Origin of the sequence: Salipiger sp. PrR007 (assembly GCF_010499845.1) — a bacterium.
GTDB classification, from domain to species: domain Bacteria; phylum Pseudomonadota; class Alphaproteobacteria; order Rhodobacterales; family Rhodobacteraceae; genus Salipiger; species Salipiger pacificus_A.
Window position 1 is genome coordinate 1 of the sequence record NZ_JAAGOZ010000061.1, and the last position, 18,331, is coordinate 18,331.

The 18,331-nt window shown below is 66.2% G+C and carries 22 protein-coding genes; 14 read left to right on the top strand and 8 right to left on the bottom strand.

Annotated features, from left to right (window positions below):
- From G0Q01_RS20855 to G0Q01_RS20875, 5 genes are all read left to right on the top strand, one after another.
- On the top strand, positions 1–1,137 hold a 1,137-nt coding region (locus tag G0Q01_RS20855; protein WP_164213837.1), incomplete at its 5' end, for an HlyD family type I secretion periplasmic adaptor subunit.
- Between the two features lie 105 nt (positions 1,138–1,242).
- Positions 1,243–1,704, top strand: coding sequence for a RidA family protein (locus tag G0Q01_RS20860; protein ID WP_164197555.1), 462 nt, complete (start codon positions 1,243–1,245; stop codon positions 1,702–1,704).
- Positions 1,701–2,459 (top strand): glycerophosphodiester phosphodiesterase family protein, encoded by a 759-nt coding sequence (locus tag G0Q01_RS20865; protein WP_164197722.1) that lies wholly within the window; start codon positions 1,701–1,703, stop codon positions 2,457–2,459. The genes G0Q01_RS20860 and G0Q01_RS20865 overlap by 4 nt, the downstream gene beginning before the upstream one ends.
- A gap of 67 nt (positions 2,460–2,526) precedes the next feature.
- Positions 2,527–3,750 carry a GNAT family N-acetyltransferase gene (locus tag G0Q01_RS20870; protein WP_164197556.1) on the top strand — a complete coding sequence of 408 codons (1,224 nt, stop codon included), beginning with the start codon at positions 2,527–2,529 and terminating at the stop codon, positions 3,748–3,750.
- Entirely contained in the window at positions 3,747–4,037 is a 291-nt protein-coding gene (locus G0Q01_RS20875) for a 4a-hydroxytetrahydrobiopterin dehydratase (protein ID WP_164197557.1), read from the top strand. The genes G0Q01_RS20870 and G0Q01_RS20875 overlap by 4 nt, the downstream gene beginning before the upstream one ends.
- Before the next feature lie 150 nt (positions 4,038–4,187).
- Here the strand turns inward: G0Q01_RS20875 and G0Q01_RS20880 are convergent, their stop codons facing one another.
- Positions 4,188–4,676 (bottom strand): peroxiredoxin, encoded by a 489-nt coding sequence (locus tag G0Q01_RS20880; RefSeq protein WP_164213838.1) that lies wholly within the window; start codon positions 4,674–4,676, stop codon positions 4,188–4,190.
- 84 nt (positions 4,677–4,760) lie between these two features.
- Here G0Q01_RS20880 and G0Q01_RS20885 point away from each other — a divergent pair, with 84 nt between their 5' ends.
- The 6 genes from G0Q01_RS20885 to plsY all read left to right on the top strand — a co-directional run bounded on the left by G0Q01_RS20885 (position 4,761) and on the right by plsY (position 10,120).
- Positions 4,761–5,972 carry an NAD(P)/FAD-dependent oxidoreductase gene (locus tag G0Q01_RS20885; protein WP_164197559.1) on the top strand — a complete coding sequence of 404 codons (1,212 nt, stop codon included), beginning with the start codon at positions 4,761–4,763 and terminating at the stop codon, positions 5,970–5,972.
- Positions 5,969–6,526, top strand: coding sequence for a 16S rRNA (guanine(966)-N(2))-methyltransferase RsmD (gene rsmD / locus G0Q01_RS20890; protein WP_108964468.1), 558 nt, complete (start codon positions 5,969–5,971; stop codon positions 6,524–6,526). The genes G0Q01_RS20885 and rsmD overlap by 4 nt, the downstream gene beginning before the upstream one ends.
- Positions 6,527–6,656: 130 nt before the next feature.
- Positions 6,657–7,607, top strand: coding sequence for an aspartate carbamoyltransferase catalytic subunit (locus G0Q01_RS20895; RefSeq protein ID WP_108964467.1), 951 nt, complete (start codon positions 6,657–6,659; stop codon positions 7,605–7,607).
- 12 nt (positions 7,608–7,619) lie between these two features.
- Positions 7,620–8,168, top strand: a complete 549-nt coding sequence (locus G0Q01_RS20900) for an aspartate carbamoyltransferase catalytic subunit (RefSeq protein WP_164197560.1) — start codon at positions 7,620–7,622, stop codon at positions 8,166–8,168.
- 49 nt (positions 8,169–8,217) lie between these two features.
- Positions 8,218–9,507 (top strand): dihydroorotase, encoded by a 1,290-nt coding sequence (gene pyrC / locus G0Q01_RS20905; RefSeq protein ID WP_164213839.1) that lies wholly within the window; start codon positions 8,218–8,220, stop codon positions 9,505–9,507.
- 1 nt (position 9,508) lies between these two features.
- Entirely contained in the window at positions 9,509–10,120 is a 612-nt protein-coding gene (gene plsY, locus G0Q01_RS20910) for a glycerol-3-phosphate 1-O-acyltransferase PlsY (RefSeq protein ID WP_164197562.1), read from the top strand.
- A 47-nt stretch (positions 10,121–10,167) separates the two neighbouring features.
- Here plsY and G0Q01_RS20915 read toward each other — a convergent pair whose 3' ends face one another.
- Positions 10,168–10,767 (bottom strand): 2-hydroxychromene-2-carboxylate isomerase, encoded by a 600-nt coding sequence (locus G0Q01_RS20915; RefSeq protein ID WP_108964464.1) that lies wholly within the window; start codon positions 10,765–10,767, stop codon positions 10,168–10,170.
- Positions 10,768–10,869: 102 nt separating this feature from the next.
- Between G0Q01_RS20915 and G0Q01_RS20920 the strand changes: the two genes are divergently transcribed.
- The 3 genes from G0Q01_RS20920 (at position 10,870) to G0Q01_RS20930 (ending at position 12,684) form a co-directional block, all read left to right on the top strand.
- Positions 10,870–11,880, top strand: coding sequence for a ribose-phosphate pyrophosphokinase (locus G0Q01_RS20920; RefSeq protein WP_164197563.1), 1,011 nt, complete (start codon positions 10,870–10,872; stop codon positions 11,878–11,880).
- Entirely contained in the window at positions 11,880–12,338 is a 459-nt protein-coding gene (locus G0Q01_RS20925; protein ID WP_164197564.1) for a GNAT family N-acetyltransferase, read from the top strand. The genes G0Q01_RS20920 and G0Q01_RS20925 overlap by 1 nt, the downstream gene beginning before the upstream one ends.
- 130 nt (positions 12,339–12,468) lie before the next feature.
- Positions 12,469–12,684: a DUF1127 domain-containing protein gene (locus G0Q01_RS20930; protein WP_159099531.1), complete on the top strand. Its 216-nt coding sequence runs from the start codon at positions 12,469–12,471 to the stop codon at positions 12,682–12,684.
- A gap of 24 nt (positions 12,685–12,708) precedes the next feature.
- On the opposite strand, the gene G0Q01_RS20935 is transcribed toward G0Q01_RS20930, so the two are convergent.
- From G0Q01_RS20935 to G0Q01_RS20960, 6 genes are all read right to left on the bottom strand, one after another.
- On the bottom strand, positions 12,709–13,059 hold the full coding sequence (locus G0Q01_RS20935; RefSeq protein WP_164197565.1) for an H-type lectin domain-containing protein: 351 nt from the start codon (positions 13,057–13,059) through the stop codon (positions 12,709–12,711).
- Positions 13,060–13,205: 146 nt separating this feature from the next.
- A complete protein-coding gene (locus G0Q01_RS20940) occupies positions 13,206–13,649 on the bottom strand; it encodes a F0F1 ATP synthase subunit epsilon (RefSeq protein ID WP_108964459.1) in 444 nt (147 codons plus the stop codon).
- 43 nt (positions 13,650–13,692) lie between these two features.
- On the bottom strand, positions 13,693–15,117 hold the full coding sequence (gene atpD, locus G0Q01_RS20945) for a F0F1 ATP synthase subunit beta (protein WP_108964458.1): 1,425 nt from the start codon (positions 15,115–15,117) through the stop codon (positions 13,693–13,695).
- A gap of 16 nt (positions 15,118–15,133) precedes the next feature.
- Positions 15,134–16,012, bottom strand: coding sequence for a F0F1 ATP synthase subunit gamma (locus tag G0Q01_RS20950; protein WP_164197566.1), 879 nt, complete (start codon positions 16,010–16,012; stop codon positions 15,134–15,136).
- Positions 16,013–16,033: 21 nt separating this feature from the next.
- Positions 16,034–17,572 (bottom strand): F0F1 ATP synthase subunit alpha, encoded by a 1,539-nt coding sequence (atpA, locus tag G0Q01_RS20955; protein WP_108964456.1) that lies wholly within the window; start codon positions 17,570–17,572, stop codon positions 16,034–16,036.
- Positions 17,573–18,139 (bottom strand): F0F1 ATP synthase subunit delta, encoded by a 567-nt coding sequence (locus G0Q01_RS20960; protein ID WP_164197567.1) that lies wholly within the window; start codon positions 18,137–18,139, stop codon positions 17,573–17,575. It abuts the gene before it with no gap.
- Between the last annotated feature and the right edge of the window lie 192 nt (positions 18,140–18,331).

An 18,331-nucleotide genomic window follows, 5' to 3' on the forward strand; every position in this document is an offset into this window, starting at 1 on the left:
CAACATCCCGATGGCGGCGTCGTGCAGGAAATCCTCGTCGACGAGGGCGACACCGTCGAGGAGGGCGAGGTTCTGGTCAAGCTCGACCCGACCCTGCTGCAGTCCGAGTTGAACATCGTCGAGGGCCAGTACTTCGAGCTCGTCGCCCGGCGCGCCCGCCTACAGGCCGAGCGCGACAATGCCGACGAACTGGCCTTTGACGAGACACTGCTCAAGGTGGCCGAATACGACGACGAGGTCGAGGATCTGATCGAAGGTCAGCGCAATCTGTTCTTCGCCCGGCTGGAGTCGCTGCAGCGCGAATCCGATCAGCTGGCCAAGCGCCGCGACCAGATCGTCAACCAGGTCGAGGGCATCGACGCCCAGCAGACCGCACTGAAAAGCCAGCTTGCGCTGATCGAGCGGGAACTTGGCGACCAGCAGTCGCTGCTCGACCGCGGCCTCGCCCAGGCCAGCCGCGTGCTTGCCCTGCAGCGTGAAGAAGCCCGGCTCGCTGGCGAGGTCGGCGATCTCACCGCCCAGAAGGCCGAAGCCGAAGGGCGGACCACGGAGATCGACATCGAGATCCTGAAGCTCTCGACCACCCGCCGCGAGGAGGCGATCACCCAGCTGCGCGACATGCAGTACCGCGAGCGCGAGCTGGCCGAGCAGCGCTCCGCCCTGCTCGAGAAGCTCAAGCGGATGGAGATCCGCGCCCCGGTGAGCGGCGTGGTCTACGGGCTGACCGTCTTCGCGCCGCGCTCGGTGATCCGGGCTGCCGATCCGGTACTCTACCTGATCCCGCAGGACCGTCCGCTGGTGATCACCGCCCAGGTGCCGCCGATCCACATTGACCAGGTCCATGTCGGCCAGCAAGTGACCTTGCGGTTCTCGGCGCTCGACCAGCGCCGCACGCCCGAGACGTTCGGCACGGTGACGCAGATCTCGGCGGATGCCTTCACCGACCAGAACACCTCGTCCAGCTTCTACCGCGCCGAGATCATGCTCGACGAGGGCCAGATCGAAAGGCTGCCCGAGGGCTCGACCCTGGTACCTGGGATGCCGGTCGAGGCCTTCCTGCGCACCGCGGATCGTACGCCGCTCGCCTACCTGGTGAAACCCTTCACCGATTACTTCTCGAAGGCGTTCCGCGAGTAACCTCGGGAAGAACTTTTGATCAGGGGCCGCATCCATCTGGATCGCGGCCCCTTTTCTTTGCCACCGCTCGGGTCTAGCGTCCGCTCACATCCAAAGGAGGCCCCCATGACCGACATCACCGCCCGCCTTGAAGAGCTCGGCCTGACCCTGCCCGACGCCCCTGCCCCCGCGGCCAACTACGTGCCCTACGTACAGAGCGGCGCGATGCTCTACGTTTCGGGACAGATCAGCATGGACGAGAGCGGGCTGATCACCGGCAAGCTTGGCGAGACGCTGGATGTCGAGGCCGGCGCCAAGGCTGCGCAGCGCTGCGCCCTGGCGCTCATCGCCCAGGCCAAGGCGGCCTGCGGCGGCGACCTGTCGAAGCTCAAGCGCGTGGTGAAGCTGGTTGGCTTCGTCAACTCCACCCCCGAGTTCACCGACCAGCCCAAGGTGATCAACGGCGCCTCGGACCTGATGGTCGCGGTCTTCGGCAAGGCCGGCAAGCACGCCCGTTCCGCGGTCTCCGCGGCGGCGCTGCCCATGGGGGTGGCGGTCGAGATCGAAGCGGTCTTCGAGCTCGCCTGATGGCCGGACTGCCCGCCGCCTTCCTCGAGCGGCCCATCGCGCACCGTGCCCTGCACGACCTCGGGGTGGGCCGTCCCGAGAATTCCCGCGCCGCCATCTCCGCCGCCGTCGCGGCGGGCTACGGCGTCGAGATCGACCTGCAGCTCTCCTCCGACGGGGTGGCCATGGTGTTTCACGACGAGCGGCTCGAGCGGCTGACCGGCGCGCGCGGCCTGCTCGGCGCGCGAAATGCGGCCGAATTGTCCTCGCTGACGCTCAAGGGCGGCGAGGAGGGCATCCCGACGCTCGTCGAAGTCCTCGAGCTGGTCGCCGGCCGCGTGCCCCTGCTCATCGAGATCAAGGACCAGGATGGCGCGCTCGGTCCGGACGTCGGCACGCTGGAGAAGGCCGCGGCGGACGCGCTGCGCGGCTACGAGGGGCCCGTGGCGGTGATGTCCTTCAACCCCCACTCCATGGCCCGGATGGCGCGGCTCGCGCCGCAGGTGCCGCGCGGTTTGACCACCGACCGTTTCGACCCCGAGAACTGGTCCGGCGTCCCCGGCTGGCGTCTCGAGGAGCTGCGCGGCATCCCCGATTACGCCCGTACCGGTGCCTGCTTCATCTCGCACAGCTGGAAGGACCTCGCCGCGCCGCGCGTCGCCGAGCTGAAGGCACAAGGCGCCGCGATCCTCTGCTGGACCATCCGCACGCCCGAGCAGGAGGCACAGGCCCGCGCGGTGGCCCAGAACGTGACATTCGAGCAGTATCTCGCGTGAGCGTGTCTTGATCCCGGCCCCGCCGGGGTCAGATACTCCCGCAGATGACCCGAGCCGAGATCACCATATGACCGATCAGAGCCCCAGCCCGACCTCCGAGCCGACAGCGGGCGATACCATCGCCGTCAATGTTCTGACCTCGCTGGACCAGATCGCCGAGACCGACTGGGATGCCTGCGCCTGCCCCGAGGCGGCGGCGGGCGGGCGCCCCGACGATCCGTTCACCACCTGGCGCTTCCTGCGCGCACTTGAGCGCTCGGGCTCTGTCGGGCGCGGCACCGGCTGGGACCCGCGCTACCTGGTGGCGGAAAAGGCGGGGCGGATCATCGCCGTCGCCCCGCTCTACGCCAAGGGCCACAGCCAGGGCGAGTATATCTTCGACCACAGCTTCGCCCATGCCTACGAGCAGGCGGGCGGGCGCTACTATCCCAAGCTGCAGATCGCCGTGCCCTTCACCCCTGTCACCGGGCGGCGCTTCCTCACCCGCCCCGGTCACGAGGCCGAGGGCATGATGGCGCTGGTGCAGGGCGCGGTGCAGCTCACCGCCGAGAACGACCTGTCGTCATTGCACGTCACCTTCTGCACCGAGGGCGAGGCCATCGCCGGCGAGCGCATGGGCCTTTTGCGCCGCGTCACCCAGCAGTTCCACTGGCTGAACCGGGGCTACGATGATTTCGATGGTTTCCTCGCCGATCTCAGCTCGCGCAAGCGCAAGGCGATCCGCAAGGAACGGGCGCGGGCGCAGGCGTTCGGCGGCACCATCCACATGCTCACCGGCGATGAGATCGAGCCCGAACACTGGGACGCCTTCTGGGCCTTCTATCAGGACACCGGCGGGCGCAAGTGGGGCACGCCCTACCTCACCCGCGCCTTCTTCGACGAGGTCCATGAGACGATGCGCGGCGACGTCGCGCTGGTGATCTGCGAGCGCGAGGGGCAGCCGGTGGCCGGGGCGCTCAACTTCATCGGGCGAGACGCGCTCTTCGGCCGCTACTGGGGCTGTACCGAGGATCACCCCTGCCTGCACTTCGAGGCGTGCTATTACCGGGCCATCGATTTCGCCATCGCCCATGAGCTGTCCCGCGTCGAGGCTGGCGCGCAGGGCGAGCACAAGTTGGCGCGCGGTTACCTGCCGAGCCAGACGCATTCGCTGCACTGGTTCCCCGACAAGGGGTTTGCCCGCGCCGTCGCGCACTATCTGGAGGCCGAGGCACGGGCCGTGGACGAGGACATCGAGGTGCTCACCGCCTACGGGCCGTTCCGGAAAGACCACGGGAAGGACACCCAATGACAGAGAAACTCTCCGACACCGGCCGTGCGACCATGCTCGCCCCCCTGCTCGAGAACGGATGGGAGATGAACGCAGCGGAGGACACCCTCTGCAAGACCTTCGAATTCGCGGATTTCACCGAGGCGTTCGGTTGGATGACCCGCGCCGCGCTCTGGGCCGAGAAGTGGAACCACCACCCCGACTGGCGCAACGTCTACAAGACCGTCGAGGTCACGCTCACCACCCATGACGTGGGCGGTCTCAGCGCGCTCGACGCCAAGCTCGCGCGCAAGCTCGATTCGCTCTGAGCCATGGAGGAGAGGTGCTGCCATAGCGCCTCTCCCGCCGGAAAGGTCCCGACATTCGCATTTGGAACGAGAAGAAGGCCGGTTGCGCGTCTCCTCTTCCCAGATACGCAAATCCGGCGGCGGCAGACCCGCCGCCGGATGCTCTATTGCTCAGATCGCCGCCAGCAGCGCTTCGCCGCCGGACACCTCGCAGGTGCCGCGCCCGGTCTCTTCGTGGAACACTTTCACGATGCCATCCTCGACATACATCGCGTAGCGCTTCGAGCGGCGGATCAGCCCGGCGGGCTCGGCGGTGAACTCCATGCCGATGGCCGAGGTGAAGGCCCCCTCCGCATCCGCGAGCATGGTCAGCCCGGCCTCGGTCGCACCGGTGGCCTCGCCCCAGGCCTTCATCACGAACGGATCGTTCACAGAGATGCAGATGATCTCGTGGACGCCCTTTTCATCGAAGCCCCCCTTGGTGCGGATGAAGCTCGGCACATGGGCCGACGAACAGGTCGGGGTGAAAGCGCCCGGCAGCGCGAAGATCACCACATTGCGGCCCGCTAGCTTCTCGCCAAGCGATACCTGTTCGGGGCCGGCCTCGCCCAGCGTCAGCAGCTCTGCCTCGGGCAGCCGGTCTCCAGCGGATAGCGCCATGCCGTTTTCTCCATCATTTGCGTTTCCGACAGGGCGAGATATAGGTTTCGCGCAAATCACGGGAAAGCGGAAAAGAGGCCAGCCATGGGGCATGTTGTTGTGATCGGTGCGGGACAGGCCGCGGCCTCGCTTGTGGCGCGTCTGCGCGGCAAGGGCTTCGAGGGCGAGATCACCGTGATCGGCGCCGAGGCCGAGCCCCCCTACCAGCGCCCGCCACTGTCCAAGGCCTACCTGCTGGGAGAGATGGAGAAGGACCGGCTCTATCTCCGTCCGCGGACCTATTACGACGAGCAGACCATCTCGCTGATGCTGGGCGAGCCCGCGGTGTCAGTCGACACCCGGGCGCGGCATGTCATCGCCGGCGGCCACGAGATCGGCTATGACGAGCTGGTGTTCTGCACCGGCTCCGCCCCCCGCCGCCTGCCTGCCGCGATCGGCGGCGAGCTGGACGGCGTCTGCGTGGTGCGCGGCATTGCCGACGTGGACGCCATGCGCGCCCGTTTCACGGCAGGCGCCCGCGTGCTGATCGTCGGCGGCGGCTACATCGGCCTCGAGGCCGCGGCGGTGGCCTCCAAGCTCGGCCTGCAGGTGACGCTGGTGGAGATGGCCGACCGCATCTTGCAGCGCGTCGCCGCCCGCGAGACCTCGGACTGGTTCCGCGCCCTGCACAAGGGCCATGGCGTCGACCTGCGCGAGGGTGTCGGCCTCGGCAAGCTGGTCGGCGAGGACGGCAAGGTCACCGCGGCGGAGCTGACCGACGGCACCAGCTTGCCCATTGATTTCGTCATTGTCGGCGTCGGCATCCTGCCCGAGACCTCGGTCGCCGAGGCCGCGGGCATCGAGATCGAGAACGGCATCCGCACCGATGCCTTCGGCCGCTGCTCGGCGCGGCATGTCTGGGCCGCGGGCGATTGCGCCTCTTTCCCGATGGGCGATGCGCAGCTGCGGCTGGAAAGCGTCGGTAATGCCATCGACCAGGCCGAGGCGGTGGCGGACAACATCATGGGGGCCGAGGCGCCTTACCAGCCCAAGCCCTGGTTCTGGTCCGACCAGTACGACGTGAAGCTGCAGATCGCCGGGCTGAACGCCGGCTACGACAAGGTCGTGGTGCGCGATGGCGGCGCCGGGCCCGTCTCGCACTGGTATTACCGCGAGGGCCACCTCATCGCCCTCGACGCGATGAACGATCCGCGCGCCTACATGGTCGGCAAGCGACTGATCGAGGCCGGCAAGAGCGCCGATCCCGAGGTGGTTGCCGATGCGGGCAGCGATCTAAAGGCTCTGTTGAAGGCATGAGGATCATCGCCGGAGACTGGCGCGGCCGCGCGCTCACCGCCGTCGGCAAGGGCGATCCGGGCGCGCATCTGCGCCCCACCACCGACCGGGTGCGCGAGAGCCTGTTCAACATGCTCGGTGGCGGGCGCTTCGGCGAGCCCTTCGAGGGGGCGGTGGTGCTCGACCTCTTTGCCGGCACCGGCGCGCTGGGGCTCGAGGCGCTCTCGCGCGGTGCCACCTCGGCCACCTTCGTCGACGACGGGCGCGTTGCGCAGAAACTCATCAAGCAGAACATCCGCCTGCTCGGCTGCGCGGACCGTGCCCGGACGCTCTCGTGCAACGCCACCCGGCTGCCCCCGACCGACGCGCCCGCGACTCTGGTCTTTCTCGACCCGCCCTACGGGTTGAACCTCGGCGCCAAGGCGCTGGAGGCCGCGCGTGCGCAGGGCTGGCTTGCCCCCGAAGCACTGATCGTCTGGGAGGAAAGCGGCCCGCAAGAGGCGCCCGGAGGCTTTACCCTGCTCGACAGCCGCCGCTATGGCGACACCACGGTGACGCTGCTCGAAGCGCCCTGAAACCGCGCCTAAACTCTGCATCTGATCCGGGCTCAGTGGCCCGGCGGCGGGCCTTTGCCGCGAATTCGCGACCACTTGTCGCGCGGCCCCTGCGTTTCTATAACCGCGGCAACTCAAGGGGAGCCGTTTCATGCGTTTCGACCAGCGCCACCTTCTGGGCATCGAGCCCCTTCGTCCGGATGAAATAACAACGCTGCTCGATCTGGCCGAGCGCTACGTCACCCTGTCGCGCGCCCGCGACAAGCACGCCAATGCGCTGGCCGGGCTCACACAGATCAACATGTTCTTCGAGAACTCCACCCGCACCCAGTCCAGCTTCGAGCTGGCGGGCAAGCGGCTCGGGGCGGACGTGATGAACATGTCGATGCAGGCCAGCTCTATCAAGAAGGGCGAGACGCTGATCGACACGGCGCTGACGCTGAACGCCATGCACCCCGATCTGCTGGTCGTCCGCCACCCGCATTCCGGCGCGGTGGACCTGCTGGCGCAGAAGGTGAACTGCGCGGTGATCAACGCCGGCGACGGCCGGCACGAACACCCGACGCAGGCGCTTTTGGATGCGCTGACCATTCGCCGCGCCAAGGGCCGGCTGCACCGGCTGAACATCGCCATCTGCGGCGACATCGCCCATTCGCGCGTCGCGCGCTCGAACCTGCTGCTGCTGCACAAGATGGAGAACCGCATTCGTCTGGTCGGTCCGTCGACGCTGATGCCCGCAGGCATCGCCGACTTCGGCGCCGAGGTCTACGACGACATGGCCGAAGGGCTGAAGGACGTCGACGTGGTGATGATGCTGCGCCTGCAGAAGGAGCGCATGGACGGCGGTTTCATTCCGTCGGAGCGCGAATACTACCATCGCTGGGGACTGGATGCCGAGAAGCTGGCCCATGCCAAGCCCGACGCCATCGTCATGCACCCCGGTCCGATGAACCGCGGCGTCGAGATCGACGGCACCATCGCCGACGACATCAACCGCTCGGTGATCCAGGAACAAGTCGAGATGGGCGTCGCGGTGCGCATGGCCGCCATGGACCTTCTGGCCCGCAACCTGCGCGCCCGGCCCACCGAGCTGGCCGTCTGAGCGGGGCGCGGCATGACCAAGATGCACATCAACGGTTCGGTGGACGGCGAGGTTCGCCTCTTCCACCTCGATCTTCCAGCGGAAGCGGTCGAGCGCTTCACCACCCAGGCTGGCACCGGGGAGTTTCCGCTGCAATATGCGCTTGGCGCGCGCAAACTCCGACCCTCGCGGATCGACGTCGTCTCTATCCGCGATCTGGGAGAAATGCCCCTCTCGACCTATCTCGCCGAGGCCTATCAGGTCGGCGGCGAGGACTTTCGCCAGATGAAGCCGCGCATCGATGCGCTGAAAGGCCACGTGGTGGTCCTGCCGAGCGCGGCCTTCGATCACACCTCGCAGGACCTGACCATCTCGACCCCGCTGCGCTGGATCGGCACCTTCAAGGAAGCCGAAGGCGCGAGCCCGCGCGCTGGCAAGCTGCGCAGCGCCGGAGCGCGCGGCAGCATGGATCGTCCCGGCCCCGCCGCCCCCGAGCCGCGCAGCCGCGCGCTGACTTATGCTCTTCTGGGGCTCGGCGTGCTGGTGGTGCTGGTGCTTGCCGCCCTCTTCAGGGCCAACTGATGCGCCCCTCCACCGCCCTGCAAATGACCCCGCTTCCCGGAGCCCCCGAATGAAAGACACGCTGCTCTACAACGCCCGGCTGATCGACCCCGAGGCCGGGACCGTCGCGGAAGGCGCGCTTCTGCTTTCAGGCGGTCGCATCAAGGCCGTGGTCACCTCTGCTGACGAGATCACCACGCTGATCGGGCAGACCGAGGCGCAGGACCTGAACGGGGCCCATGTCGCGCCGGGCATCGTCGATCTTGGCGTCAAGGTGGGCGAGCCGGGCGAGCGCCACAAGGAGAGCTTCAAGACCGCGGGCATGGCCGCCGCCGCCGGCGGCGTGACCACCATGATCACCCGCCCCGACACCGCGCCGGCGATCGACACGCCCGAGGTGCTGGAGTTCATCCGCCGCCGCGCCAATGAGACCGCGCCGGTGAACGTGCTGCCGATGGCCGCGCTGACCAAGGGCCGCGAGGGGCGCGAGATGACCGAGCTCGGCTTCCTGCTCGACGCCGGGGCCGTGGCCTTCACCGATTGCGACCGCGTGGTGACCGACACCAAGGTGCTCTCGCGCGCCATGGGCTACGCCCGCTCGCTGGGCGCGCTGGTCATGGGCCACCCGCAGGAGCCGATCCTGTCGAAGGGCGCCGCCGCCTCCTCAGGCAAGTTCGCCTCGCTGCGCGGCCTGCCCGCCGTGTCGCCGATGGCCGAACGGATGGGCCTTGACCGCGACATCGCGCTCGTCGAGATGACCGGCGTGCGCTACCACGCGGATCAGATCACCACATCGCGCGCGCTTCCCGCGCTGGAACGCGCGAAAAACAACGGCTTTGACGTGACGGCGGGCATCTCGATGCACCACCTCACGCTCAACGAGATGGACGTCGCCGACTACCGCACCTTCTTCAAGGTCAAGCCCCCACTGCGCTCCGAGGACGACCGGCAGGCGGTGCTCGAAGCGCTGCGCAGCGGGCTCATCGATGTGATCGGCTCGTTCCACACCCCGCAGGACGAGGAATCCAAGCGCCTGCCCTTCGAGGAGGCCGCCTCGGGCGCGGTGGGTCTCGAGACCATGCTGCCGGTGCTCCTGCGGCTCTACCACGCCGGCGAGATCGACCTGCCGACGCTCTTCCGCGGGCTGTCGCTGAACCCGGCGAAACGGCTTGGCCTCGACTGCGGCCGCCTGAGCGCGGGCGCCCCGGCCGACCTTGTGGTCTTCGACGCCGACAAGCCCTTCATCCTCGACCGCTTCAAGCTGCAGTCGAAATCCAAGAACACCCCCTTTGACGGGGCGCGGCTGCAGGGCAAGGTGCTGCAGACCCTCGTCGCCGGAACCCCTGTCTGGAGCGCCTGACATGCTGCCCGAGATCACCTCTTCGGCCCCCGTGCTGATCCTCTGGGCTGTGCTGGGCTATCTGCTCGGCTCGATCCCCTTCGGCCTGCTGCTCACACGGGCAATGAACCTCGGCGATCTGCGCGCGATCGGCTCGGGCAATATCGGGGCGACCAACGTGCTGCGCACCGGCAACAAGGCGGCGGCGGCGGGCACGCTGATCCTCGACGGGGGCAAGGGTGCGGTGGCGGTGCTGCTGGCGCGCTGGCTGGCGGGCGAGGACGCGGCGCAGCTCGCAGGGCTTGCCGCGTTCCTCGGCCATTGCTTCCCGGCATGGCTCAAGTTCAAGGGTGGCAAGGGGGTGGCGACCTTCATCGGCCTTATCCTCGCATTGCACTGGCCGGTCGGGCTGATCACCTGCGCCACCTGGCTTGCGGGCGCGGCGATGTCGCGAATCTCGTCAATGGGCGCGCTGATCGCGGCGCTGCTCTCGACACTCTGGATGGTGCTTTTCGGCCAGATCGAGATGACCGCGCTGACGCTGGTCCTGACCGTGCTGATCTTCTGGCGCCACCGCGAGAACATCGACCGCATCCGCAAGGGAACCGAGTCGAAGATCGGCCAGAAGGGCTGATCCTCGGCAAGGTCGGCGTGGCCCGGCTTCGCGCCGGGCCGGCTTGGTCAGAGCTTCCCGCTCAGGTGCAGGTCGAGGTCCTCGATCCGGTCCTGCCCCCAGAACTTCTCCCCCTCCCCGGTGATCCAGAAGGGCGAGCCGAAGACTCCGGCGCCCACGGCCTCTTCGAGGTTGGCCGCATAGGTCTCGGCCCCGACCAGAAGCCCGCTGTCGGCCAGAGACGGATCGAAGCCATTCTCTTCTAGCGCGGCCCTGATCACCACATCCTCGGCGATGTCCTTCTCCTCGGCCCAGCAGTTTCGCAGCAGCGTCTGGATCAGACCGCCGACATCCCCGCCCCCAGCCTTCGCCGCCGCGATGATCGCATAGGACGAGGGCGCCGCGTTGGTCGGCCAGAACATCGGCTTGAGGTTCAGCGGCAGCCCGGCCTTCTTCGCCTGCCGCGGCAGGTCGAGGTTGCGGTAGTCGATCCGGGATTGATGGCGCTGCGCCAGAGGCGCGCCACCGGTGCGCGGAAACAGCGCCGTGATGTCGAAGGGCTTGTAGACCACTTCGGCACCATGCTTCGCCACGACCTCTTCGAACCGCGGTCCGGCGAGGTAGGCAAAGGGCGACAACATCGAAAAATAGTACTGGATTTGTGCCATGGGGTCACATGCCCTTCCGTGTATCTTTGCCCCACGCTAACTGCGTGTTAAGGCGACCGCAACGTCACGAATCTGTCATTCCGTAGCGCCGGAGCCTCCCAAATGCCCACTGTCATCGAACCCAAGCTCATCGCGGGTAATGCCAACAAGCCGCTGGCAAACGCCATCGCCCGCCGCATGTCGCTCTATCGCGGAGGCGCAGTCGGGCTCGTCGATGCGCGCGTCGAGCGGTTCAACGACCAGGAGATCTTCGTCGAGGTCTACGAGAACGTCCGCGGCGAGGACATGTACATCCTTCAGCCGACCTCGAACCCGGCGAACGACAACCTGATGGAGCTGCTGATCATGGCCGACGCGCTGCGCCGCTCCTCGGCCGCGCGGATCACCGCCGTCATTCCCTACTTCGGCTATGCCCGTCAGGACCGCCGCACCAAGGCGCGCACCCCGATCACCGCCAAGCTGGTCGCCAACATGATCCACGAGGCCGGCGTCGAGCGGGTGCTGACCATGGATCTCCACGCCGCACAGATCCAGGGCTTCTTCGACATCCCCGTCGACAACCTCTACGCCTCGCCGATCTTCGCGCTCGACATCGAGCATCAGTTCAAGGACTCGCTGCAGGACGTCATGGTGATCTCGCCGGACGTCGGCGGCGTGGCCCGCGCGCGCGAACTGGCCAAGCGGATCAACGCGCCGCTCGCCATCGTCGACAAGCGCCGCGAGAAGCCGGGCGAGATCGCCGAGATGACCGTGATCGGTGACGTCACCGGCAAGAAGTGCATCATCGTCGACGACATCTGCGACACCGCCGGCACGCTGTGCAAGGCCGCCGAGGTGCTGATGGACCACGGCGCCACCGAGGTGCACGCCTATATCACCCACGGCGTGCTGTCCGGCCCCGCCGTCGAACGCGTCACCAAGTCGGTGATGAAGTCGCTGGTCATCACCGACTCGATCGCCGCCACCGACTCCGTCGCCGCGGCGCCGAACATCCGCATCCTGCCGACCGCGCCGATCTTCGCGCAGGCAATCCTGAACATCTGGAACGGCACTTCGGTGTCCTCGCTGTTCGAGACCGAAGTGCTCGGCCCGATCTACGAAGGCATCCTCTGATGACCTCGCGCCCGCCGCTATTCCGGCGGGCGCGCCCCTCCGACCTTGATCAGATCGAAGCGATCATTGAGGCGGCCTATTCCCCCTACATCCCGCGCATGGGGCAAAAGCCCGGCCCGATGCTCGACGACTACGCGGCGCTGACCGCCGCCGAACGCGTCCACGTGGCCGAGCTGGACGGCGCAGTCGCCGGGGTGCTGGTGCTGCTGCCTCAGGCCGACGCGATGCTGCTCGACAATATTGCCGTTTCGCCGCAAGCACAGGGCAAGGGCCTCGGCCGCGCTCTGATGGACTTTGCCGAGGCCAAGGCGCACGCGGCGGGGCTAAACCGGATCCGGCTCTACACGAACCTGCTGATGACCGAAAATCTCGTGCTTTACCCGCGGCTCGGGTACCGTGAGACCGGTCGGGTCCACGAAAACGGTTTTGACCGGGTCTATTTCGAAAAACCTATCTAGGCGCCGCACCACGGTTTTTTCCCGACATGCAGAGCCTGCAAGGCGGGCTTCTCCTGATGTGGCTTGTGACTCGGGCCGGAAATCCCGATGTCAGCGCCACCACAAAATACCACGAAATCAGGAGGCCATCATGGCAACGACCGATATTCACAGTCTTCCGACCGAGACCCACCGCGGTGCGCTTGCCCGCATGATCGAACGCTTCACGCTCGCCCGCTCGCGCCGCGCCGAATACCATCGCGTTGTCCGCGAACTCGACGCCTTCAGCGACCGCGATCTGGCGGACATCGGGTTTCACCGCGCCAATATCCGCGACATCGCCTGGCAAGCCGCCTACGGCCGCTAAAGGCCGTAGCCCCTCTGCCGCGGGCTAGTCGATGAGCCAGTCATCCTCGCCCCGCACCTCTCCGATCGCCATCCAAGACAGACGCACGCGCGCCACGCGCGTGTCGGACCATGTGCGGAACACCATGTCGAACCCGGCTTCCGAGACGTTCTCGGCACCGAGATCGGCGCGGATGTTCCCGCCATTGTCGATATCCCAGAGCGACAGCGCGACCTGAACGTTCGGCGGGCTGGCGAAGCGCTCGGAAAAGGCAACCCAGCGCCTCCGTTCTCGTTCGCCCGAGCCGGTCCACATGTCGCCGCCGCTCTCGAACTCCGAAAACAGGTCTTCGTTGCCCTGCTCGATGCCGACCCAGGCGCCGCGCAATTTCCGCATCAGGTCTTTCCTCGTTCCACCGCCCCGCAGTCTTGTGCAACGGCGCTCGAAAGAAAACGGATATTCCTCCGCATCACGCTGTTTCCCCTGCACAAAAGCAAAAGGCCCCGCTCGCGCGGGGCCTTTGCTTGTCTCGAACGCCAGGCTCAGTAGTTGAGGTTGGCCGCTTTCGGGTCGAGCCCGATGTGCGTGCCCACCGCCACCATGTCCTGAAGCAGCTTGGCCGCCTCATCCACGGGGCCCGGCTCGTTCTCGGGAGCAGCTTCCTTCGCGGCCTTGTAGGCCATGACAGCTTCTTCCACGAGCGCGTCGTAGGTCGCCTGGTCCATGTCGCCATGCGGCACGGCCTTTTCGGCCAGCACGCTGACCGACTGACCGATCTCGGCAAAGCCGCCGGTGACGACGAACTCTTCGGTGCCGGTCTCGGTCTCGACCTTGAGGATGCCCGGACGCAGCGTGGTGATCATCGGCGCATGGTTGGGCATGGCCGTCAGATCGCCCTCGGTGCCCGGAATCTGCACTGCCTTGACGGCAGCCGACATCAGGTTGCGCTCGGGGCTCACCAGGTCGAATTGCATCGTTTCAGCCATTTGGGCCTCCGGTTACTGGGGGGCGCGAGGCCCCCCTCTGGTCTCAGGCTGCGTCAGCCGCCATTTTCTCGGCCTTCGCGAGCACCTCGTCGATGCCGCCGACCATGTAGAAGGCGCCTTCCGGCAGGTGGTCGTACTCACCGTTCACCACGGCCTTGAAGGACGAGATGGTGTCCTCGAGCGGAACCTGCACACCGTCGGAGCCGGTGAACACCTTTGCCACGTCGAACGGCTGGCTGAGGAAACGCTGGATCTTCCGGGCGCGGGCCACGGTCAGCTTGTCCTCTTCCGACAGTTCGTCCATGCCGAGGATCGCGATGATGTCCTGCAGCGACTTGTAGCGCTGGAGGATACCCTGCACGGCAAAGGCCACGTCGTAGTGTTCCTGGCCGACGACGGCCGGGTCCATCAGACGCGACGAGCTGTCGAGCGGGTCCACGGCGGGGTAGATGCCGAGTTCCGAGATGGCACGGTTGAGAACCGTCGTCGCGTCGAGGTGCGCGAAGGTCGTGGCCGGTGCCGGGTCGGTAAGGTCGTCCGCGGGAACGTAGACGGCCTGGATCGAGGTGATCGAGCCGTTCTTGGTCGAGGTGATGCGTTCCTGCATCGCGCCCATGTCGGTTGCCAGCGTCGGCTGGTAGCCCACAGCGGAGGGGATACGGCCGAGAAGTGCGGACACCTCGGAGCCGGCCTGCGTGAAGCGGAAGATGTTGTCGACGAAGAACAGAACGTCGGTACCGGACTGGTCACGGAACTGCTCGGCCAAGGTCAGGCCGGTCAGGGCGACGCGGGCACGGGCTCCCGGTGGCTCGTTCATCTGACCGTAGACCAGCGCCACCTGCGACTCCGACAGATTGTCGGGCTTGATGACGTTGGATTCGATCATCTCGTGGTAGAGGTCGTTGCCCTCACGGGTCCGCTCGCCAACACCGGCGAACACGGAGTAGCCCGAGTGCACCTTTGCGATGTTGTTGATCAGTTCCATGATGAGAACGGTCTTGCCCACGCCGGCGCCGCCGAAGAGGCCGATCTTGCCGCCCTTCGAGTAGGGCGCCAGCAGGTCGATGACCTTGATGCCGGTGACCAGGATTTCCGACTCGGTCGACTGTTCGTCGAACAGCGGAGCGGGCTGGTGGATGGCACGGGTTTCTTCGGCGTTCACCGGGCCCTGCTCGTCGACCGGCTCGCCGACGACGTTCAGGATGCGGCCGAGGGTCGCGTTGCCGACCGGCACCGAGATCGGGCCGCCGGTGTCTGCCACGGCCTGGCCGCGGACGAGACCTTCGGTTGCGTCCATCGCGATGGTGCGGACGGTGTTCTCACCCAGGTGCTGGGCGACTTCAAGAACCAGTTTCTTGCCGTCGTTTTCGGTGGTCAGCGCGTTCAGAATCTCGGGCAGGTGGTCGTCGAACTTCACGTCGACCACGGCGCCGATGACCTGGGTCACTTTGCCTTTTGCGTTTGCCATTTATCGTCTCCGGTTCTTAGAGCGCCTCGGCGCCCGAGATGATTTCGATCAGTTCGTTGGTGATGACCGCCTGACGCGAGCGGTTGTACTCGATCGTCAGCTTGTCGATCATCTCGCCCGCGTTGCGCGTGGCGTTGTCCATGGCGCTCATCCGAGCCCCCTGTTCCGAAGCCGCGTTCTCCAGCAGAGCCGAGAAGATCTGGGTTGCGACACCACGGGGCAGAAGATCGGCAAGGATGGCTTCCTCACCGGGCTCGTATTCGTAGAGCGTGGACCCGCCAGCATCTCCCTCGGGCGCGTCGAACTGCGCCGGGATCACCTGCTGCGCCGTCGGGACCTGAGAGATCACCGACTGGAACTTCGAATAGAAGATGGTCGCCACGTCGAATTCCTCGGCGTCGAAACGAACGAGGATGTCCTTCGCGATGTTCTGAGCATCGGCGTAACCGATTTTCTTCACTTCGCTCAGGTCGACGTGACCGACGAACAGATCGCCGTAGTCACGCTTGAGCTGCTCGCGGCCCTTCTTGCCGACGGTGAGGATCTTCACCGTCTTGCCTTCGGCCTTGAGCGTTTCGATATGGGTCCGCGCCTTCTTCACGATGGAGCTGTTGAAGCCCCCGCAAAGCCCGCGCTCGGCGGTCATGACGACGAGCAGCTGCACGTCGTCCTTCCCGGTGCCCGAGAGCAGTTTCGGCGCCGTTGCGCTACCGCCCACCGACGCAGCCAGCGACCCGAGCACTTCGTTGAAGCGCTCGGTGTACGGCCGCGACATCTCGGCCGCATCCTGTGCCCGCCGCAGTTTTGCGGCGGCCACCATTTGCATGGCCTTGGTGATCTTCCGGGTCGATTTGACCGAGGAGATGCGGTTCTTGAGGTCCTTGAGGCTAGGCATAATCCTGTCCTTTCAGGGCGCTCAGGCGTAGGTCGCGGCGAATTCGTCGAGCACTGCCTTCAGCTTGTCCGCGGGTTCACCCTTGATTTTCGGATCGTCGTTTTCGATCCACTCGAGGATGTCCTTGCGCTGGCCGCGCAGGAACGCGAGCAGGGCAGCTTCGTACTTGCCGACTTCCTTGACCGGAACGCTGTCCAGATAGCCGTTGGTGCCTGCGAAGATGATGCAGACGATCTCGGCGTTGGTCAGCGGCGAGTACTGCGGCTGCTTCATCAGCTCGGTAAGACGTGCGCCCCGGTTCAGCAGCTTCTGGGTCGAGGCATCGAGGTCCGAACCGAACTGGGCGAAGGCCGCCATCTCGCGATACTGCGCGAGCGACAGTTTCACCGGGCCGGCAACCGAAGACATCGCCTTGGTCTGAGCCGAAGAGCCGACGCGCGACACCGACAGACCGGTGTTCACGGCGGGGCGGATGCCCTGGAAGAACAGTTCGGTCTCGAGGAAGATCTGGCCGTCGGTGATCGAGATCACGTTGGTCGGGATGAAGGCAGACACGTCGCCGCCCTGGGTCTCGATGATCGGCAGCGCGGTCAGCGAGCCGGACCCGTGATCTTCGTTCAGCTTTGCCGAACGCTCGAGCAGGCGCGAGTGGAGGTAGAACACGTCGCCCGGATACGCTTCGCGGCCCGGCGGACGACGCAGCAGCAGCGACATCTGGCGGTAGGACACGGCCTGCTTGGACAGGTCATCGTAGATGATGAGCGCGTGCTTGCCGTTGTCGCGGAAGTACTCGGCCATCGCGGTCGCGGTGTAGGGCGCGAGGTACTGCATCGGAGCCGGGTCGGACGCGGTTGCGGCCACGACGATCGAGTAATCGATCGCGCCGGTGGCTTCCAGACGCTTCACCAGCTGCGCAACGGTCGAGCGCTTCTGGCCGATGGCCACGTAGACGCAGTACAGCTTCTTGCTGTCGTCATCGCCGGCAGCGTCGTTGTACGACTTCTGGTTCAGGATGGTGTCGAGCGCGATCGCGGTCTTGCCGGTCTGGCGGTCGCCGATGATCAGCTCGCGCTGGCCACGGCCGATCGGGATCATCGCGTCGACCGACTTGAGGCCGGTTGCCATCGGCTCGTGCACCGACTTACGCGGGATGATGCCCGGTGCCTTCACGTCTGCGACGCGGCGCTCGGAAGCGGCGATCGGGCCCTTGCCGTCAAGCGGGTTGCCAAGGCCATCGACCACGCGGCCAAGCAGGGCTTCGCCCGCCGGCACGTCCACGATCGAGTTGGTGCGCTTGACGATGTCGCCTTCCTTGATGTCCCGGTCGGAGCCGAAGATCACCACACCGACGTTGTCCGATTCCAGGTTCAGCGCCATGCCCATGATGCCGCCCGGGAATTCGACCATCTCGCCGGCTTTCACGCTGTCGAGACCGTGGACACGCGCGATGCCGTCACCGACGGAGAGCACGCGACCCACTTCTGCGACTTCGGCCTCCTGACCGAAGTTCTTGATCTGCTCCTTTAGGATCGCAGAAATCTCGGCTGCTTGGATACCCATTTATCCGACCTCTTTCATTGCATTCTGGAGGGAGTTGAGCTTCGCGCGGATCGACGTGTCGACCATCTTCGAGCCCACCTTAACAACGAGACCGCCGATGAGGCTCTCATCCACGGTCGATTTGATCTTCACATCCGAGCCGATCTGCGACTTCAGCGTCGCGGCAAGCTCGGAGGCCTGAGCCGGGGTCAGCTCGATGGCGGAGGTCACCTCGGCGGTCACCTCGCCCTTCTCTGCCGCGATCATCTCGCGCAGGTGAGCGATCAGCTGCGGCAGCGCGAAGAGACGACGCTTGGAGGCCATCAGGCCCAGCGTATTCGTCAGCACGGGCGCGAGGCCCATCTTCGCGGCGACAGCCATGATTGCCTTGCCCTGCGCTTCGCGGGTGTAGACCGGCGAAGAGATCAGATCCTTCAGCTCGGCGCTCTCGTCGAGTGCGGCGGACAGATCGTCGATACCGCTCTCGAGCTTGTCGAGCGCCTTTTCCTCTTTGGCGATCCCAAAGACCGCCGTGGCATAGCGCGCCGCGATGCCGCTGGAGATCGAAGCTGGTTCAGACACGTCCACCCTTCCGATATGAGGCCCCCGCGACGCACGGAAGTGATCCGGCGTCCGGAGGCGTTGTCCCTGCCCTGATGCCCTCAGGGCGTCGAAATCGCCGACGATCTATCAGAGCCATGGGGACCTCGCAACATGCTAACGGCCATTTAACCGTCTGCTGAGCGTGGGTTTTCCGGCTTCTGATCGGTCCCGCGCGGC

Excerpts from the sequence above, each read along its gene's own strand:
- G0Q01_RS20895 (WP_108964467.1), top strand. The coding sequence starts at position 6,657 with ATGCGTTTCGACCAGCGCCACCTTCTGGGCATCGAGCCCCTTCGTCCG.
- G0Q01_RS20885 (WP_164197559.1), top strand. The coding sequence starts at position 4,761 with ATGGGGCATGTTGTTGTGATCGGTGCGGGACAGGCCGCGGCCTCGCTT.
- atpD (WP_108964458.1), bottom strand. The coding sequence starts at position 15,117 with ATGGCAAACGCAAAAGGCAAAGTGACCCAGGTCATCGGCGCCGTGGTC.
- G0Q01_RS20920 (WP_164197563.1), top strand. The coding sequence starts at position 10,870 with ATGCCCACTGTCATCGAACCCAAGCTCATCGCGGGTAATGCCAACAAG.
- G0Q01_RS20930 (WP_159099531.1), top strand. The coding sequence starts at position 12,469 with ATGGCAACGACCGATATTCACAGTCTTCCGACCGAGACCCACCGCGGT.
- G0Q01_RS20915 (WP_108964464.1), bottom strand. The coding sequence starts at position 10,767 with ATGGCACAAATCCAGTACTATTTTTCGATGTTGTCGCCCTTTGCCTAC.
- G0Q01_RS20870 (WP_164197556.1), top strand. The coding sequence starts at position 2,527 with ATGACCGATCAGAGCCCCAGCCCGACCTCCGAGCCGACAGCGGGCGAT.
- G0Q01_RS20875 (WP_164197557.1), top strand. The coding sequence starts at position 3,747 with ATGACAGAGAAACTCTCCGACACCGGCCGTGCGACCATGCTCGCCCCC.
- G0Q01_RS20860 (WP_164197555.1), top strand. The coding sequence starts at position 1,243 with ATGACCGACATCACCGCCCGCCTTGAAGAGCTCGGCCTGACCCTGCCC.
- rsmD (WP_108964468.1), top strand. The coding sequence starts at position 5,969 with ATGAGGATCATCGCCGGAGACTGGCGCGGCCGCGCGCTCACCGCCGTC.
- atpA (WP_108964456.1), bottom strand. The coding sequence starts at position 17,572 with ATGGGTATCCAAGCAGCCGAGATTTCTGCGATCCTAAAGGAGCAGATC.
- G0Q01_RS20950 (WP_164197566.1), bottom strand. The coding sequence starts at position 16,012 with ATGCCTAGCCTCAAGGACCTCAAGAACCGCATCTCCTCGGTCAAATCG.
- G0Q01_RS20880 (WP_164213838.1), bottom strand. The coding sequence starts at position 4,676 with ATGGCGCTATCCGCTGGAGACCGGCTGCCCGAGGCAGAGCTGCTGACG.
- G0Q01_RS20940 (WP_108964459.1), bottom strand. The coding sequence starts at position 13,649 with ATGGCTGAAACGATGCAATTCGACCTGGTGAGCCCCGAGCGCAACCTG.
- G0Q01_RS20900 (WP_164197560.1), top strand. The coding sequence starts at position 7,620 with ATGACCAAGATGCACATCAACGGTTCGGTGGACGGCGAGGTTCGCCTC.
- G0Q01_RS20935 (WP_164197565.1), bottom strand. The coding sequence starts at position 13,059 with ATGCGGAAATTGCGCGGCGCCTGGGTCGGCATCGAGCAGGGCAACGAA.
- plsY (WP_164197562.1), top strand. The coding sequence starts at position 9,509 with ATGCTGCCCGAGATCACCTCTTCGGCCCCCGTGCTGATCCTCTGGGCT.
- G0Q01_RS20925 (WP_164197564.1), top strand. The coding sequence starts at position 11,880 with ATGACCTCGCGCCCGCCGCTATTCCGGCGGGCGCGCCCCTCCGACCTT.
- pyrC (WP_164213839.1), top strand. The coding sequence starts at position 8,218 with ATGAAAGACACGCTGCTCTACAACGCCCGGCTGATCGACCCCGAGGCC.